The sequence below is a fragment of the Sphingobium sp. Leaf26 genome (genome assembly GCF_001421665.1).
Classification (GTDB): domain Bacteria; phylum Pseudomonadota; class Alphaproteobacteria; order Sphingomonadales; family Sphingomonadaceae; genus Sphingobium.
The window spans coordinates 164,522-181,846 of record NZ_LMKV01000030.1 but is presented as its reverse complement, the minus strand read 5'-3'; the positions used below and the strand labels follow the sequence as shown (position 1 = coordinate 181,846).

The 17,325-nt window shown below is 64.7% G+C and carries 11 protein-coding genes; 1 reads left to right on the top strand and 10 read right to left on the bottom strand.

Annotation, left to right across the window (positions count from 1 at the left end; all coding sequences use genetic code 11):
* The first annotated feature begins 46 nt into the window (after positions 1 to 46).
* Positions 47 to 4,291 carry a M10 family metallopeptidase gene (locus ASE85_RS24240; protein ID WP_056692542.1) on the top strand — a complete coding sequence of 1,415 codons (4,245 nt, stop codon included), beginning with the start codon at positions 47 to 49 and terminating at the stop codon, positions 4,289 to 4,291.
* 479 nt (positions 4,292 to 4,770) lie between these two features.
* Here the strand turns inward: ASE85_RS24240 and ASE85_RS19455 are convergent, their stop codons facing one another.
* From ASE85_RS19455 to ASE85_RS19410, 10 genes are all read right to left on the bottom strand, one after another.
* On the bottom strand, positions 4,771 to 6,072 hold the full coding sequence (locus tag ASE85_RS19455) for an HlyD family type I secretion periplasmic adaptor subunit (RefSeq protein ID WP_056692538.1): 1,302 nt from the start codon (positions 6,070 to 6,072) through the stop codon (positions 4,771 to 4,773).
* Entirely contained in the window at positions 6,069 to 7,796 is a 1,728-nt protein-coding gene (locus ASE85_RS19450) for a type I secretion system permease/ATPase (RefSeq protein WP_056692536.1), read from the bottom strand. The genes ASE85_RS19455 and ASE85_RS19450 overlap by 4 nt, the downstream gene beginning before the upstream one ends.
* Positions 7,793 to 9,196: a TolC family protein gene (locus ASE85_RS19445; RefSeq protein WP_235523620.1), complete on the bottom strand. Its 1,404-nt coding sequence runs from the start codon at positions 9,194 to 9,196 to the stop codon at positions 7,793 to 7,795. Before ASE85_RS19445 ends, ASE85_RS19450 begins: the two co-directional genes overlap by 4 nt.
* Before the next feature lie 273 nt (positions 9,197 to 9,469).
* Entirely contained in the window at positions 9,470 to 9,988 is a 519-nt protein-coding gene (locus tag ASE85_RS19440; protein ID WP_056692533.1) for a phosphoribosyltransferase, read from the bottom strand.
* On the bottom strand, positions 9,975 to 11,147 hold the full coding sequence (locus ASE85_RS19435) for a glycosyltransferase (protein ID WP_056692529.1): 1,173 nt from the start codon (positions 11,145 to 11,147) through the stop codon (positions 9,975 to 9,977). The genes ASE85_RS19440 and ASE85_RS19435 overlap by 14 nt, the downstream gene beginning before the upstream one ends.
* The gene (locus ASE85_RS19430; protein ID WP_235523625.1) at positions 11,144 to 12,220 is read right to left on the bottom strand and encodes a sugar-transfer associated ATP-grasp domain-containing protein; all 1,077 of its coding nucleotides are present in this window, start codon (positions 12,218 to 12,220) and stop codon (positions 11,144 to 11,146) included. Before ASE85_RS19430 ends, ASE85_RS19435 begins: the two co-directional genes overlap by 4 nt.
* Before the next feature lie 14 nt (positions 12,221 to 12,234).
* Positions 12,235 to 13,044 (bottom strand): NTP transferase domain-containing protein, encoded by an 810-nt coding sequence (locus tag ASE85_RS19425; RefSeq protein ID WP_056692524.1) that lies wholly within the window; start codon positions 13,042 to 13,044, stop codon positions 12,235 to 12,237.
* Positions 13,041 to 14,072, bottom strand: coding sequence for a phosphoribosylglycinamide synthetase (locus ASE85_RS19420; RefSeq protein ID WP_056692521.1), 1,032 nt, complete (start codon positions 14,070 to 14,072; stop codon positions 13,041 to 13,043). Before ASE85_RS19420 ends, ASE85_RS19425 begins: the two co-directional genes overlap by 4 nt.
* 126 nt (positions 14,073 to 14,198) lie before the next feature.
* A complete protein-coding gene (locus ASE85_RS19415) occupies positions 14,199 to 16,517 on the bottom strand; it encodes a TonB-dependent receptor (protein ID WP_056692518.1) in 2,319 nt (772 codons plus the stop codon).
* Between the two features lie 155 nt (positions 16,518 to 16,672).
* Positions 16,673 to 17,305 (bottom strand): DUF4198 domain-containing protein, encoded by a 633-nt coding sequence (locus ASE85_RS19410; RefSeq protein WP_056692515.1) that lies wholly within the window; start codon positions 17,303 to 17,305, stop codon positions 16,673 to 16,675.
* Between the last annotated feature and the right edge of the window lie 20 nt (positions 17,306 to 17,325).

The window sequence follows — 17,325 nt, the reverse complement described above, 5'->3', positions numbered from 1 at the left end:
ATAGACACAGTGAACGTGTCAGCCTCTAAGCCCTTTAGGAGGATGTATGTTCAAGGTCACTGGCTCAGGCCCCGTCAAGGTCAAGTTAACGCCCGATTATTCCCTGCCATCCACTTCGGATGCAGCAGGATCGGCCCCTGAATTCAGCGGCACCTGGTCGCTGTCACGCGAGGCTCAGGTCCGCAGCGAGGTGCGGCTGCTTTATCCGATGGACGCGCCGACCCCACCGGTCACCACGCCCAGCTCGGGCGATCTGGCAGAAAATGGCAGCGCTTCCACCACGGCGACCGTCGGCGCAACCGGCGATGCCAAGATCGATGGCATCCTGCGCGGCGTCAAATGGTCGGGCAGCATCACCTATTCGGATACGGATGCAGCCAGCGACTATCAGTCCGGCTATTTTTCCGACAGCGACGGCGATAGCGTCAGCGCACAGAATGAAGGCTTTTCGCAGTTCACGCCGCAACAATTGCTGGCGATGCACAGCGCGCTGAACGCCGCCACTTATACCCAGCTTGCCGGCGCCTACGGCTTTTCGATCGAAGGCTTCACCAACCTGACGATCGACTATAGCGGCGCGGGCAGCAGCACCGCGACCATCCGCGGCGCCAATTCCAGCGATGCGCCAACGGCTTATGCCTATTATCCCGCCAACAATGTCTATGGCGGCGACACCTTCTTCGGCAATGCCTATGACGGCACGTCCAACTCGCTGAAAAACCCGATCGCGGGCAATTATGCCTGGCACACCATGCTGCATGAGCTTGGTCACTCGCTGGGCCTGAAACATGGCCAGGAACTGGGTGGCGTCAGCAACACCGCCCTGCCTACCGCCTGGGATTCGATCGAATTTTCGGTCATGACCTATCGCAGCTATGTGGGCGCCCCGCTGTCGGGCTACAGCTATGAACAGTTCGGCGCACCGCAGACCTACATGATGCTCGACATCGCCGCGCTCCAGACCATGTATGGCGCGGACTATACGGTCCATGCCGAAAACACGACCTATAGCTGGAACCCGTCGACGGGCACTACCTATATCAATGGCGACGTCGCCATCCAGCCGGGCGACAACCGCATCTTCGCGACCATCTGGGACGGTGGCGGCATCGATACCTATGACCTGTCAGCCTATGGCAGCAGCGTCACGATCGACCTGACGCCCGGTGGCCATTCGCTGTTCAGTTCGACCCAGCAGGCCTATCTGGGCGGTGGCAACTACGCCCGCGGCAATATCTTCAACGCGCTGACCTTCGGTGGCAGCAACGCATCCCTGATCGAAAATGCCACCGGTGGATCCGGCAACGATACCATCACCGGCAATGCCGTGGCCAATCTGCTCAAGGGTGGCGGCGGCAGCGACGTCATCTATGGCGGGGACGGCAACGACACCATCCAGGGTGGCTTTGGCGAAGACACCGTCTATGGCGAGGCCGGCAATGACGTCTTCCAGGTTCTCCAGGGGGAATTTGGCGACAATATCGATGGCGGCAGCGGCACCGACCGGCTCGACCTGAGCAATTATACCGCTACTTATGGCGCGACCGTCGATCTTGCCGCCGGCACATGGGACTTCAATCCCAGCTTCGGTGGCCCCTACACCATTACCAGCGTAGAGAATGTCGACGGCACCCAACTGGCCGACAGCATCACCGGCGATTTCTCCAACAATGTCCTGCGCGGCTTTGGCGGCAACGACATGCTGAAGGGCGGCAGCGGCAGCGACACCATCTATGGTGGCGACGGCAATGACGTCATCCAGGGCGGATTTGCAACCGATACCGTCTATGGTGAAGGCGGCAACGACGTCTTCCAGGTGTTGCAGGGCGAGTTCGGCGACAATGTCGACGGCGGGTCCGGCACGGACCGGCTCGACCTGACCAACTATACCAGCAGCTATGGCGCGACCGTCGACCTGAGCGCCGGGACATGGGACTTCAATCCCAGCTTCGGTGGCCCCTACACCATCACCAACGTCGAGAATGTCGATGGCACCCAACTGGCCGACAGCATCACCGGCGATTTTTCCAACAATGTCCTGCGCGGCTTTGGCGGCGACGATCTGATCAAGGGTGGCAGCGGCGCCGACACCATCTATGGTGGCGACGGCAACGACATCATTCAGGGCGGATTTTCTACCGATACCGTCTATGGTGAAGGCGGCAACGACGTCTTCCAGGTGTTGCAGGGCGAGTTTGGCGACAATATCAACGGCGGTGCCGGCACGGACCGGCTCGACCTGAGCGACTATACCACCGCCTATGGCGCAACCGTCGACCTGGCGGCCGGCACATGGGACTTCAACCCCAGCTTTGGTGGCCCCTACACCATCAGTTACATGGAAAATGTCGACGGCACGCAGCTGGATGACAGCATCACCGGCAACAGCGCGAACAATGTGTTGAACGGCAATAACGGCAACGACAGCATCAATGGCGGCACCGGCAACGACACGATCAGTGGCGGCGGCGGCGACGACACGATGGTCGGCGGCACCGGCAACGACATATTTGACGGCGGATCGGGCGTCGACACCGCCTATGGCGAAGCGGGCGACGATCTCTACCGGGTCTATGCCGGGTGGAATGGCGGCTATGGCGAGCTGTTTTCCGGTGGCGCGGGCGTGGACACGATCGACGGGTCCAGCCTGTTTTCCGACTATATCGTCAACCTGACCGACGGTGAATTCGCCATCAGCGGCGGAGCGGGCCTGATCGCCCTGGCCAGCGTCGAAAATGCGACCACCGGTTCGGGCAATGATATGCTGACGGGATCGGCGGAAGCCAACCGGCTGATCGCCAATGCCGGCAACGACACGCTGAACGGGCAGGACGGCAACGACGTGTTGCAGGGCGGTGCGGGCAATGACCGGCTGAATGGCGGCATGGGTAACGACACGATCGATGGCGGGGCCGATGACGACACCGTAACCTATGCCGGCATGGCCGCCGGCGTGACCGTCAGCCTGGCGATCGCCGGCGCGCAGAATACGGTCGGCGCAGGGACCGATACGCTGATCGGAATCGAGAATCTGGCGGGCACTTCGCTGGCCGACACGCTGACCGGCAACAGCGGCAACAACGTGATTTCCGGCGGGTCGGGCAGCGACATCATAAATGGTGGCGCGGGTGCCGACACCATGGACGGGGGTACGGCCAGCGACACTTACTATGTCGACAATGTCGGCGACAATGTCGTGGAAAGTTCGTCCAGCGGGGGGACCAACGACCAGATCTTCTCGTCGGTGACCTATACGCTGGCCGGCCGCCATATCGAGCGGATGACATTGACCGGATCGGCCAATATCAACGGCACCGGCAATGACCTGGCCCAGGCCATCGTCGGCAACAGCGGCAACAACAGCCTGATCGGTCTGGGCGGCAACGACGTGCTGGAAGGCGGCACGGGCGATGACGTCCTGAACGGCGGACTGGGTAACGATACGCTCGACGGCGGCACGGGTACCGACACCGTCACCTATGCCGGCGGGGCGGCCGGGGTGACCGTCAGCCTGGCGATCGCAGGCGCCCAGAATACGGTCGGCGCTGGCAGCGACACGCTGATCAGCGTGGAAAATCTGATCGGTACCTCCTTCGACGACGTGCTGACCGGTAATGGCAGTGCGAACACGCTGTCCGGTGGATCAGGCCAGGACACGCTGAATGGCGGCGCTGGTGTGGATATGATGGACGGCGGATCGGCCAGCGACATCTATTATGTCGACAATATCGGTGACAATGTCATCGAAAGCTCATCCACCGGGGGATCGAACGACCAGATCTTCTCGTCGGTGAGCTACACGCTGGCCGGTCGTTATGTCGAAAAACTGTTCCTGACCGGATCGGCCAATATCAACGGCACCGGCAATGGGCTGGACCAGTCGATCACCGGCAATAGCGGCAAGAATATACTGGATGGCGGTGGCGGCGACGATGTGCTGAACGGCGGCGCCGGTGCGGACACGCTGACCGGCGGGCCGGGTTTGGACATCTTCGTCTTCAATTCGGCGCTGGGCAGCAGCAATGTCGATACGATCACCGACTATGTGGTGGCCAATGACACGATCCGTCTGGATGACGCCATCTTCACCGGCCTGGCCGTGGGGACTTTAGGCGCCGCCCAGTTCCAGATCGGATCGGCAGCCAATGACGCCGGCGACCGGATCATCTATAACAGTGCGACGGGCGCCCTGCTGTTCGACGCGGATGGCACCGGGGCGATCGCCGCCGTCCAGTTCGCGTCGATAGGCACCGGCCTGGCCATGGTCGCATCGGAGTTCGTCGTCGTTTAGAGCATCGTGCGGAAAAGTGGGAACCGGTTTTTCGCTTAAAACGATGCGACAACAAAAAACTAGAGCGCGCGACCTGCATCGGATTGAACGCAGCGCGCTCTAGAGCATTTGGAGGTCATCCGGGAACAGATGACGGCTCGCAACATGCGGAAAAAACTCCTGGAGCATCATGCGATTTAATTGCATCGCATCATGCTCCAGAGCGCCGATATCCGGGAAAAGGGGCCATCCGACAGGTCGGGTGGCCCCTTTTTTGTGAGCAGGCCGGGCGCTGCCCTGCGCCCCGACTGCTGCCTTGCGCGGATGAATCGCCGGCCAAGCCGCGATATGCGACAGTGAAGGAGACAGTGCAGTCAGCCGACCTCGCTGGTCCGTCAACCGGCCCTCTTCGCCGCTGCGGATGGCACGCCGTGGCACGCCCGATCATCCGCCATGACGCGCCGCCAGTGGGATGCTCTGCCGGGCGGTCGCCGCGCCCGTCATTCGCGGAAAGCGGTTTCCTTGAGGCGGGTGAGCGGGGTCAGGATATAGGCCAGCACCGTGCGCTTGTCGCCGAGCAGGTTGACATTGGCGCCCATGCCGGGGCCGATCCGCAACCGATGGCCGCTCTTGTCCAATATGGCATCGCTGTTCGTCCGCACCCGGACGAGATAATGGCTTTCGCCGGTCCGTTCATTGACGACCGCGTCAGGCGAAAGCGCCACGACCTGCCCCTGCATCGACCCGTAGATGGCACTGTCATAGGCCGATATCTCGACCTTTGCGCGCTGGCCCAGCCGCACCGAGGCGATATCCTTGGCCGCCACCATCGCTTCGACCAGCAGATTGTCGCGGGCCGGCACCATTTCGAGCAGCGGATCGCCCGGCCGCACGCTGCCGCCCACCGTCGTCACGAAGACGCGGTTGATACGGCCGTCCAGCGGCGCGCGCACGATCGTCCGGTCGAGCTTATATTCATAGGCGGGCATGGTCGCTTCGCGCACCGCCATTTCGGCGCGGGCGGCGGTCAGTTCATCCCCCGCGCGCGCCATCCAGTCGCGCCTCTGCTGCATCGCCGTGGCCTGCGCTTCGGCCAGGATCGAATGGGACCGGCCGAGCGCGGCCCCCGCCCCTGCGGCCTCGCTGGCAGCGACGCTATAGCTGTTCTCCGCCTGAAGCAGCGACCGACGTGGTTCAATTCCTTCACGCACCAGCGGCCGCATCAGGTCGAGGTCGACACGCGCGGTGTCGCGCGCCGAAATACGGGCCGCCTGCGCCGCAGCCGCTTCGCCAATGCCGCGTTGTGCCTGGGTAATGCGGGCCGAACCGACATTGGACAGGCTCGCCAGTTCGGCCATCCGCGCGCGATAGAGGCTTTGTTCGACCGCGATCTGGCTGCCCATGCTGGGATTGCGCGCGGCCGGGAAGACCGGCGAGCGCCCGGCAATTTCCGCCTCCAGCCGCAGGATCTTGAGGCTGAGCGCATCGCCGCTGGCCCGGTTGCTGGCCAGTTCGGCGCCCGGCTGGATCGGGCTGAGGCGAATGAGCGGCGCGCCGGCCTTCACATCCTGCCCGGTTTTGGCGAGGATGGTTTCGACCACCCCGCCCTCCAGATTGGAGATGACCTGGAGTTGCGAGCTGGGAATGACCCGGCCGTTCGCCCGCACGGTGCGGTCGATTTCGGTGAAGCCGGCCCAGAGCAGGAAGATCAGCAGGAAGGCGGCAATCGCCCAGAGGAAGATATTGGCCGGGACGGCGGGCCGGATATGCGCGTCGCCCGATGGCTGGATATCGTCGCTCATGCCGCCTTGCCCCGCGTCAGACGTTGCAGGATGACGTCGCGCGGCCCGTCAGCGGCGATCTTTCCCTGCTCCATCACGATGATCCGGTCGACCAGCCGCAGCAGCGAGGGGCGATGGGTGATGAGCAGGACGGTGCGCCCTTCCACTTCGGGTTGCAGCCGGTCGATGAGGTCGGTTTCGGTCTGCGCATCCATGGCGCTGCTCGGTTCGTCGAAGACCAGTATAGGCGGTCGCCCGGCCAGCGCGCGCGCCAGCGAAATGGACTGGCGCTGCCCGCCCGACAGGCCATCGCCACGATCCGCCAGCTTCAGGTCATAGCCGTTGACGATCTTGCCCATGAAGGCATGGGTGCCGCTGAGCGAGGCGGCGCGCAGCATCTCGTCATTGTCGATAGCGGGTCGTTCGAGACAGATATTGTCGCGCACCGATCCGGCGATCAGCACATTGTCCTGCATCGCCGCGCCGATGAAACCGCGCAACCGGGCAGGATCGAACTGGCGCACATCGGTACCGTCGATCATGACGACGCCTTCCTGCGGCTCGTACAGGCCCAGGATCAGCCGGGCCAAGGTCGACTTGCCCGATCCGACACGGCCCAGAAAGCCGACCCGCTCGCCCGGTGCGATCGACAGGCTGATCTGGTCCAGCGCCTTTTCAGCCGCGCGAGGATAGCGGAAGGCGACGTTGCGCAGTTCGATGGCGCCCAGCAGCCGCGCAGGTTGCAACGGCTCACCCGCCGGCCCTTCGCTCGGCGTGTCCATCAGACTGTTGATCTGGCGACAGGCGATGCGGGTGGCGGACAGGCGCGCCAGCAGGTTGGCGATCTGCGCCAGCGGAGCGATCGCCCGGCCGCACAGGATGGAGCAGGCGAGCAGCGCGCCGGTGGTGATGCTGTGATCGCGGATCAGGCCGACGCCCAGGATGATGATGCCGCAATAGGCGATGATGTTCGCGCTATTGGCGACCGTCATCGCGATCGAGGCGGTCAACCGCTGGCTGAGCGAACTATGCGCATGGCTTTTGAGCGCCGCGCGCCACCGGGCACCCAGCATGCCGCCCGCACCGATCGCCTTCACCGTTTCCAGGCTACCGATGGCTTCCACCAGCACCGATTGCTTGCGCAGGCCATCGCCCAGGCTGGCGGCGGACAGACGGTCGAGCGCCGGATTGGTGACCAGGCCGGCAATGACCACGACCGGGATCATCGCCAGCGGCGGCAGCACCAATATCCCGCCCAGCATGGCCATGACCGCCAGAGTCAGGATGATGAAGGGTACGTCGATGATCGCGGTCAACGTCGCGGAGGCGAAGAAATCGCGCAGCGTTTCGAGTTCGCGCATCAGGCCGGTCAAAGTGCCGGTGGACCCCATTCGCTTGTCGAGCCGCATCGACAGCAGTTTGGCGAAGAGGGTGTCGCCCACTTCATAGTCGATATTGGCGCCGGCGATGTCGACAAAATAGACGCGCAGCAACCGCAGGACGAAATCGAATATGACCACGATCGCCAGGCCGAGACTGAGGCCGATGAGCGAGGAGGAGGCGTCGTTGGGAATGACGCGGTCATAGACGGTCATGGTGAACAGCGACGAGGCCATGGCGAACAGATTGATCATCGCCGCGGCGATCCCGACCTTGATATAGGTGCCTTTGTTGCGCAGCATCGGCTCGATCAGCCAGGGCGCGAAACGTTGCCGGGCGGCGGCGATCAGGGGCTGGTCGGTCATGGCGTTTCCATCCGGTCCGAAGGATTGGCGGCGATCGAGAGGCTGGGCAGCAGACGCCCGGTGCGGCTCAGCAACGCAAAGCGCGACACATCCCGTTCGGCCAGCGTCTGGATATAGTTGGCGATCGAATAGAAGAAATTATCTTCGACATAGAGCAGGTCGTAGAGCGTGCCCTGCGAGACTTCGAAACGGGTGGCGATGACGTCGCGGGTGTTGCGGTTGGCGACATAGCTCGCCTCCGCGGCGGCCAGTTGATCCTCCAGCCCGCGAATGTCGGACAGCGCCATCTGCGCGTCGCGCATCGCTTCCTGCCGGACGCGGGCGGCATAGGCATCCGCCGCGTCCGCACGCGCGGTCGCCTGATCGGCCTTGGCGTTGAAGCCAGCGCCCAGTTGCGCGCGCACGATGATCCGGCCGCGCACGTCATAGTCGCCGGGATTTTCAAATACGCCATAGCGGCCGGCATCCACCCCGGCGGCGATGGTCGGCAGACGCTCCGATCGGGTCGCGCGCGCTTCCTGCCGCGCCGCCCGTGCCTCGGCTTCCGCCTTGCGGACGACGGGCGATCGCAGCACGATGGCGTCCAGCACTTCGGCATCGTTGACGGCTTCGAGCGGCAGAACGGCCCGCGTCAGGGCTGGAGGCACGTCATGGCCAGCCAGGGCGCGATACTGCGCCTCCGCATTGGCGAGGTCGCGGCGGATACCGGCCAGCCGCGACTGGACATTGGCGATCGAACTGTCGACGCGCGGCAGGTCGCCCTGCGCGGAAAAGCCCTGGTCGATGCGGCGTTGCAGATTGGCGCGCAACTGCTGCTGCCGGCCGATATATTCCTGCGCTGCCTGCGCCAGCAACCGCTGGGCGAAAACCGAATACCAGGCGGTGATGGTGCGCAGCCCCACTTCCTCGCCATAGCCCAATATGCCCTGCCGCGCCGCATCGAGCCGCGCATTGCCCGCATTGATGCGACTCGACGCCGCGCCGAAATCCAGCAAGCGCTGCCGCACCGATGCGGTCGCGTCGGTCCGCCCCTCCGGCCGTGACCGTTCGATGATGTTGCCGACATCGTTGGAGAAGTTGCGCGCGAAGGAACGGTTGGCGTCGATCGACAGGTCCACCGTGGGGAAGAGCAGCGAGCGGGCCTGGGTGCGCGCCGCCCGCGCTTCCCGTTCGCTGGCGCGGGCTTCGTCCAGCAGCGGATTGTTGCGGATCGCCGACTCGATCTCCGACCGGAACAGCGGATCGGCGGCAACCGGCCTGGCCAGAGCGAGCAGGGGATCGGCGGTCGCGGGTGCGGTAAAGGGACGGGGATTGGGCGGCTGGACCAGCTTGCGCTGTGCATCGGCGGCATGGACGGCCGGCCCCTGAACGCAAGCGAGCAGGCCGAGCGCGACCGCCACGCACCCGGAGCCGCGGAGGTCGAGCCTCCATCTTCCTAACCAGCGATGTAACACAAGCACAGTGCCCCGGCCGCGCGAATAAACCCCCGCCAGCACCCGACCATATCAGATAAATGGATAGCGAGGCGGCTGACATATTTCTGCATGCCCCAGAAAGGTTGCGCTGGCAACTTACATCCACTGTAATGTTCGATGAATCGAAGGCAGACGTTCATTTCGTCGTCGCCAGCATCCGGACAGGCTCAACTTGCAGTCAACTGCACGACTGCGCCGTCAGGCCAGCCGATCCGGCACCGACAGCGCCTCGTCCACGATCGCCTGCTGGGTGGCGAGCGCTTCCCATGGGAAGACGAACCAGCGCTTGTCGGTGTCGCGATCGATGCGGTCCACCCAATAATCGACGCTCTGGCCTGATCGGCGGTTGTCGAGCAGGACGGCAAAGCGCAGATACCGGGCATCGCCACCCCTGTCGGCCAGCCGGCGCCGCAGTGCCGCGATCGTGCCGCCGCTGTCGTTGATATCATCGACGATCAGCAGCCGGGTGCCCGCAGCACTGCGCGCCGCCACATCGGCCAGCGCCGCGTCCGCCGATGCACTGCTATAGTCGATCGACAGCATCGGCCGATCAAGCCGGTGCGACAGATAGACGGCCGGGACCAGGCCGCCGCGACCCACGCCCACCACTATGTCGGGCGTCCAGTCGTCCGCCTCAATGCTACGGGCCAGCGTCTGCACATCGGCCAGAAAGCGGTCGTGGGTGATGGAGTGGAGGATCGGGCTATCGGTGCTCATGCGTGAGGGCAGCAATTAGCCTGTCCGACGGGCGGGAGCAATGCGGGACGATGTCGCCCAGCAGTGCGGCCCATCGGGCGAACATCGCGTCCAGCCCATAGGCCGCGATCCTGTCACCGGGATGCAGAGCAGTGGCCGGATCGATCTGGCGCCGCAGCGCCTGCGCCATCGCGGTTGGATCCGCCGGATCGACCAGCAGGCCGTGCCGCCCCCCGTCCAGCACCGATGCCGCGTTGCCAGCGCTGTGCGAGGCGACAATCGGTATGTTGAGCGCCATCCCCTCCAGCAGGACATTCGCCGATCCTTCCCACCAACTGGGCAGGATGAAGGCGGCGGCGCGGGCAAGCCAGGGAAAGACATTGTCGACCGTGCCGGGCAGCAGCAGGTCGCTCCTGATGCCGAGCATATCTGCCTGTGCCCGCAACACCCGTCGGGCGTCATCGCGGCTCTCGCCCAATATGATGAGGCGGGCAGCGGTTCCGCCCTGCCGCAGTTGCGCGAAGGCGGTAAGCAGGGTGCCGAAATTCTTCTGTGGCGCGAGGCGGCCGATGGCTACCACCACCGGTACATCATCGTCGAAGCAGCCATGGGGGGATGGCCCGATGGCGCGCGCGCGGGCGATGGCGGGATCGATCGCATTCTCAATGACGATGGCCCGGCCTTCCGCCAGCGCGCGACCGAGGGTGGGCGTGTCGCGCGCCAGCGTCGGCGAGACGAGCACCAGCCGATCGGCATCCGCCGCCAGCAGCCGGGCGACCAGAGCACGGCCGAACGCGCGGATCATGTTTTTGGGCGTGCCGGGCGCGGCACGGCGCAGGTCGTTGCTGATGCGGTAGACACGATGCAGGCCTGGCAGCATGCGACTGCCCAGCAGGGCAGTCAGATGGCCGTGATTGCCGGCGGAGATCAGCAGGTCGGGCCGATGCCCGCACAGATGGGCGCGCAGAAGGGGCATGGCGCGCCATTTCTGGAGCAGGCGCGACCCGCCCTTGCCGGGCAGCATCGCATGATGCGGCACGCCCGCCACCCCTTCGCCGCCCGGCAGCGCAGTGAGCAGTTCCACGCCATGGCCCCGCGCCCGGAAATCGGCGGCGAGCAGGCGAACGTTGCGGACGACCCCGGTCGGCGCCAGCGCATGGACGTAAAGGGCGACCTTCATCGCCGGTCCCGCTGCACCACCCGTGCGCCACGCCAGTCGGCGCTTGTCAGCCGCGCAAGCGCATGGCTGTAGAGAATGCCCAGCCGACTGTCCGCCAGCCCCCGGTCGTTCACCAGTTGGAGAATGTCGGTGCCGGGGTTCCAGTTGCCCTCTATCAGCACCGGTCCCTGCGCGGTCAGGCCGATGTCCCAGCCGATCAGGGTGAAGCCTTCACGGAACCGTTCGTGCGCGCGGATCGCCAGCGCCTGCGCGGCCGCATGATCGGGCAGCAGCGCGCCTTCGATCGCGGCGCCGGTGGATGGGTGGCGGCTGTGGCGGGAGGGCGGCCGCTTGCCGCCACTGCGCCAGGCCGGGCCGCAGCGTCCCGCGCCATCGACCGCCAGCACCAGATTGCCGGCGTTGAAATTATCCACCGGGCGCGGCCCGCCGGCCGACAGGCGCAGCGCCATGTCGCAGATTTCCGGCGCACCCTGTTCGTTCAGGCAGGTGACGATGCGCAATGTCGGCAGCGCGCCCGGCGACATGGCGGCCAGAGCTTCATGGGTCGGCAGCCGTTGCTGGATCACCCCGCCCTGCCGCCAGGCGCGGCGCAGATGCGCGGCGAGCCGGGCGGCGTCCATCACCCGATCGCCGCCGCGCCAACCATTGCCGTCGCGGACGAAGCGCTCGACCCCCTGTCCTTTCGACCGGTAGCTGGGCTTGGCGATGATATCCTCCTGTCCGCTCAGCCACAGGTCCAGATCCTGCCGGTCGGGGTCGCAGGCGTCGGGCAGCGGCAGGCCCGCTGCTGCCTGCGCGAACAATTGCTTGTTCTTCAGCGGGTTGGCCGCGAGCGGGAAGGCGGCGGGGTTGAGCAGCCGGTGCAGCCCCTTGCGATCGCGCATGCTCAGCCCCTGTTCGCGCACCGCATCGCCCAGATACAGACGCTCGGCCGGGGTCCAGCCGCCCCGCCCCAATGCAGCGAGCAGGTGCCCGGCGAGGCGCTGCGCCGGCGTCCAGCGCCGGATCAGCCCGGCATGATAGGCGCGCAGCAGCGCATTGCCGCCCCGGTCCCGCAACGGCAGCGTACGCACGGTCAGCAAGGATGTTACTCCGCCGCCTGCGCCAGAGACATGCGCTGGTCGAGCAAGGTCGTGGCGACGCCATGCGACCGTTCATTGTCAACGTCGATCGCCACGGCGCCGTCGGTCAGGATCACCGGGCTGATCGTCATGCGGAAGCGGCGCGAGAAGCGCGCAAAGGCCTGATCCAGCGTGCCGATGCCGAAGCGGAAGCGGATGAGGTTCAGCAGGCCGAAGGCGCCGATGATGCGACCGGGATGCTTCACGAACTGCCCACCAGAGCGGAAGCTTTCTGCCGCTTTCAACGCCGAGCGATCGCGCAGCCAGTAGCTGTTGCAATTGGAATAGCCGTCGTCGGCGAAGGTGTAGAATTTACGCTGCCCTTCGGGATGGGCCGCCAGGACGGAGGCGCGGCGCGTGAAGGCCACGGCGGCGTCTGCGCCTTGCGCGGTGCAGCCGTCCAGCATCTCGTCGATCGCCTCATGGGTCAGCATTACATTGTCGGCGGTGGTGATGAGCAACGGGAAGCTCGCGCCCTCCGCGCCCGCCAGCACGCTGTCCACGAGATTGGGCTGGGCCGCCACGCCGACGAGCCGGCCATTGTGGAGCAGCCCGCGCAGCGCCGGGATGGTCGCCAGCAGCGCGGGGTCTTCGATCACCACACGGACATTGCCGATGCGGCGATTGGCGACCAAAGCCTCGATCACATGGAGCAGCATCGGCTGGCCGGCGATTGGCACGAGGCATTTGTGGCTGACGCCATGGGCCCGCGCCAGCGGATCGGTCGCACCGTCGCGGCGCCCGGCGAGCAGGATTGCCGTGGTTCTGCCGATCATGCCGCCACCTGCACGATCGCCTCGTCCAGCAGCCCCTGCCTCGCCAGGCTATGCCCGACGATGGTTTCGACCAAAGCGGCATGGTCGACGCCGATCGAGGCAGCGGAGCGCGAGATCGTCTTCTTCGACCAGAGGTTGCAGGACAGGTTCACTTCCATGAACAGCACTTGCCCGGAGACGGGGTCATAACGGAACTCGAAGCGGCCATAGTCGAACGGCCAGAGTTCGGGCAGCAGCGCGGCGGTCATCGCTTCCAGCCGGCTGCGCAGGTCGGCATCCTCGACAAGGATCAGCGGATCGTCGCCCGCGTCGATCAGGCCGCGCTTTTCTTCATAGCTGCGCTCGCGATGCGGATCGGCAGGGACATACATCATCGGCGGCAAGATCCAGGGCTGGCCGCCGCTACCGCCGACCACCGGCACCGCCACGTCGAGCAGCGGCGCCCATTGTTCCACCAGCACGTCGTGGCCCAGCGCGAACAGGCCGTCCGCATGGTCGCGGGCCTCCGCCCATGTGTCGACCATCTTGACGCCCCAGGAAGCCGAGGAGGCGTTGGGCTTGACCACCAGACGGTCCGCCGCGAACGCGGGCGACTCAAACAGGCCACCGCGCCGGAAGAGTTGCGCCGCCATGGTCGGCACGCCGCGCGCGCGGGCGATCATCTTGCTGAGATATTTGTCGTCAGACAGGCCACGGACGATCGGACTGGCACCCAGATAGGGCATGTCGCGCCGGCTGAGCAGCAACGGCGCCAGCATTTCGCTATTCTGGAAGCCCCCGCGATTGAGCAGGGTGATGACGAAGTCGGCATCGGGCCGATCGTAGAGCGCCTCATAGCTGTTGGCGACATCGACATTGAGGCCGATCGCCTCCAGCGTCGTGCGCATTTCATGATGGTAGATGGCATGATTGCCATCCTGCGCGTCCGGCCGGCCGTCCGCACAGGCATGCTTGGCAAGGAAGATGATGCGCAGGCGCGCCTTGTCGGCGGCGGGGATGCGGATCTGGCGGGGATGTGTCGCGATCATGTCGCCGGATTACAGGCCGCGCGTGACACGGCGCCTACATTGGCGTTGCAGCGGGATAACCGTGGTCGGTCAGAATGATGACGGTTCGGTCACGCATTTGTGACCGAACCGTCCGTCGTTACAGGTTTAGAAGCCGGCCTTCAGCGTGGCGAAGAACTGCTGCGGCGCGCCGATCAGCAGCGTCTGTGCGTCGCCGCTGTTGCCGAAGCCGCCCGAACCGATCGTGCTGACATATTTTTTGTCGAACAGGTTGGTCGCGTTCAATTGCACCTCGATCTTGTCAGTGAAGCGATAGCCGATCGAGGCGTCCACGATCACGCGGCCGGGGACCGACACATCGTTGGTGTAGCTGTAGAAGCGCTTCGTCATATAGTTGGCGCCGATGCGGGCGAAGAGTGGACCCTGATCATAGTTCAACTCGCCGCGCAGCATATGCTTGGGGCTGTCCACGACCGTCTTACCCTTGATCGCGGCGACCAGCGTGCCGTCAGAGCTGTTGAGCACATCGTCGCGATAGGTGGCATCGGTGTAGCTGTAGCTGGCGTATATGCCGAAGCCCTGACCCAGTTTCAGGTCACCGGCCGCTTCGAAGCCGAGCGCGCGCACACCACCGACATTCTGCAAGGCGGAAGCGAGGCCCTGGATCGGGCTGCCGACCTGAACCGCCAGCAGGCGATTGCGGAAGTTGACCAGATAGGCGCCCAGCGTGCCGTTGAAGACCGGGTTATGGTAGCGCAGGCCCAGTTCATAAGTGTCCGAGGATTCCGGCTTCAGATCATCCCTGATCTGGTCGAAGCCGGCCTGGTTGGTCGAGAAGGGACCGGTGGTGGTGGCCGACGCGAAGGCGCGGGTCACCTGCGTGAAGCCGCCGAACACTTCCATTTCCGGGTTCAGTTCCACCGCGAAACCGGCATGGGGTTGGAACCAGTCCTGCGCCTTGATCTTGCCTTCGGGGAAGGTCGCCTGAACGATCGCGTCCGCCTTGTTGGTGACGCTGAAGCCCTTCCACCCCAGGTTGATCGTCACGGTGCCCAGGTCGATCTTGTCCTGCACATGATATTGGACGGTGTCGGTGGTGAAATCGAACTCCCACTGGGTCGCGAACGGGTTCTTGGGATAGTCGCGGAAGCTCAGGCCCGGCGCGGTGCGGCTGGCGAAGGCGTAGAAGCGGCGGGCCTGATGGAATTTGTTATTTTCGTACCAGGCGCCGGCGCTGAGCGTCTGGATGCCGATCGTGTAATCGACGCTGCCGAACACGCCGATGCGGTCCATGTCATATTCGGTAGTACGGATCGACATGGGCACGCCATTGGGGCTTGCGGTGTAGGGCGTCGCCCAAAGACCCATGCCGCTGTTATTGTGGTAATAGCCCTTGATCCTGACATTGGCGTTTTCGCCCAGCGGCGTCGTCAGGCCGACCGACCCAAGCCAGTCCTTGCGCAGGCCCGCCGCGTCATAATAGGCGTCGTCGGCGCTGGTGACGTTGCCCGGATAGACTTGACCGCCAGCGACCGACGCGCCGCTATAATCGTAGAGGCCATCGGGGAAGGGCGATCCGCCCGTGTTGCTGATCCGGTCGACATCGTTCAGGCGGTCGGCATAGTCGATCGCGCGGGCATAGTCCGGGTAAGTGTTGTCCCACTTCCAGCCGAGACGGCGGATCATGCCCATCGACATGTCCTGATAATCCTGCTCGCGGCGGTCCGAATAGCTGAGCCAGCCGTCGATCTTCGCTTCCCCGACCGGGATCACGACCTTGGCATTGCCCATATGCTGGTCCTGCGTCCCCTGACCCTTCCACTTGTCGGTGGCGCCATAGCCGTAGGACAGGAAGCCGCGAATGCCGTCCTTCGTGCCTAGGGCGATCCGGCCGAAAGCGCGCCAGGTTTCGTCGCTGCCATAGGTCAGGTTGCCCTGCGCACCATATGTGCCGCCGCTCAGATAGTCGGCCGGGTCGGCGGAGAAGGTTTCCACCGTGCCGCCCAGATTGCCGGTCGACTGGGTGCCGAGCGAGCCGGCGCCCTGCGACACGCGCACGCTGCCGATATTTTCGCTGCTGATGGCGCGGGTGATGTGCAGGCCATTATGGTTGCCATAGCTCATGTCGCCCAGCGGGATGCCGTCGAAGGTGAAGCCAAGCTGGTTCTGGTTGAAGCTGCGGATGGTGACGCGCTGCGACCATTCATAATTGCCGAACGGGTCGGATGACTGGAAATTGACGCTGGGCAACTTCTCGATGGCTTTGAGCGCATTGGTGCCGGGCGTCAGCGTGATGATGTCTTTGTTGGTGATTTCCTGCACCTGGCGGGTTTCACCCCGGCCGAAGACGATGATCTCCGCGCCGGCATCGGCAGCGGCGGCATCGACAGGTGCGACATCCTGCGCGAAGGCGGGCATGGCTATGATGGCGGTCGAGGCCATCATCAGAGCGGTGGTAATACGCATGGACTTATAATCCCCCTTTGGACCCTTGGTCGGGGGGCGGCCTAGCTGCGCGATGTTGCAGTGCAATGTGGGATGGTTGACAGGGCGAAGTCAGTCGCGTGACAGGCCTGTCATAATGGAGCCGGGGAGAGCGGCCGCCTCCCCGGCTTTTTCGATCAGTCGTTCACGAAGGTCAGCGTCGCGATATGATAGAGGGTCGCGACCTTCTGGTTGGCAAGGGTCAGGTCGCCCTTTTCCTCCTGTGTGCCGGTGACGATGAAACGGCCCTTTGCCTTGAGCGGCAGCGTCACCCGGCCCTGCGCATCGGTGACCAGTTCCTTCGTCCATTTGTCGGGCGAAATGACGGTCAGCTTGGCAGCCGGCACCGGCTTGCCGTCGCGCACCAGCGTGAAGCTGTCTGCATGGGCGGTGGTCGGCACGATTTCCAGCGGCAGTCCCGCCTTGGCTTCGGTACGGCCGGCACGGGCATAATAGATCACGCCCTCCTTCTTGCCGTCCTCACCCCAGGGCGCGAACACGCTGTCGTCGATCAGGCGCACGTCACCTGCGGGCACCGCGACCTCGATATAGCCGGCCTTGCGGGTCTGGGCCGCCTGGGACGCGGGCACCAGCCTGGGCGCTTTCAGCTTCTCGAACTCGGGATCGCCGCCTTCGGGCAGGACTTGGGCCGGTTCACCCAGATAGATGCGCGCCGGGCCGGTCCCGTCGCGCTCCACCCAGACTTCATGCGCCTGCGCGGCGGAGGTCAGGCCGGCCAGCGCCAGCAGGGCCATGGACAATGTCTTCATCTTCACTCTCCTATTATCGC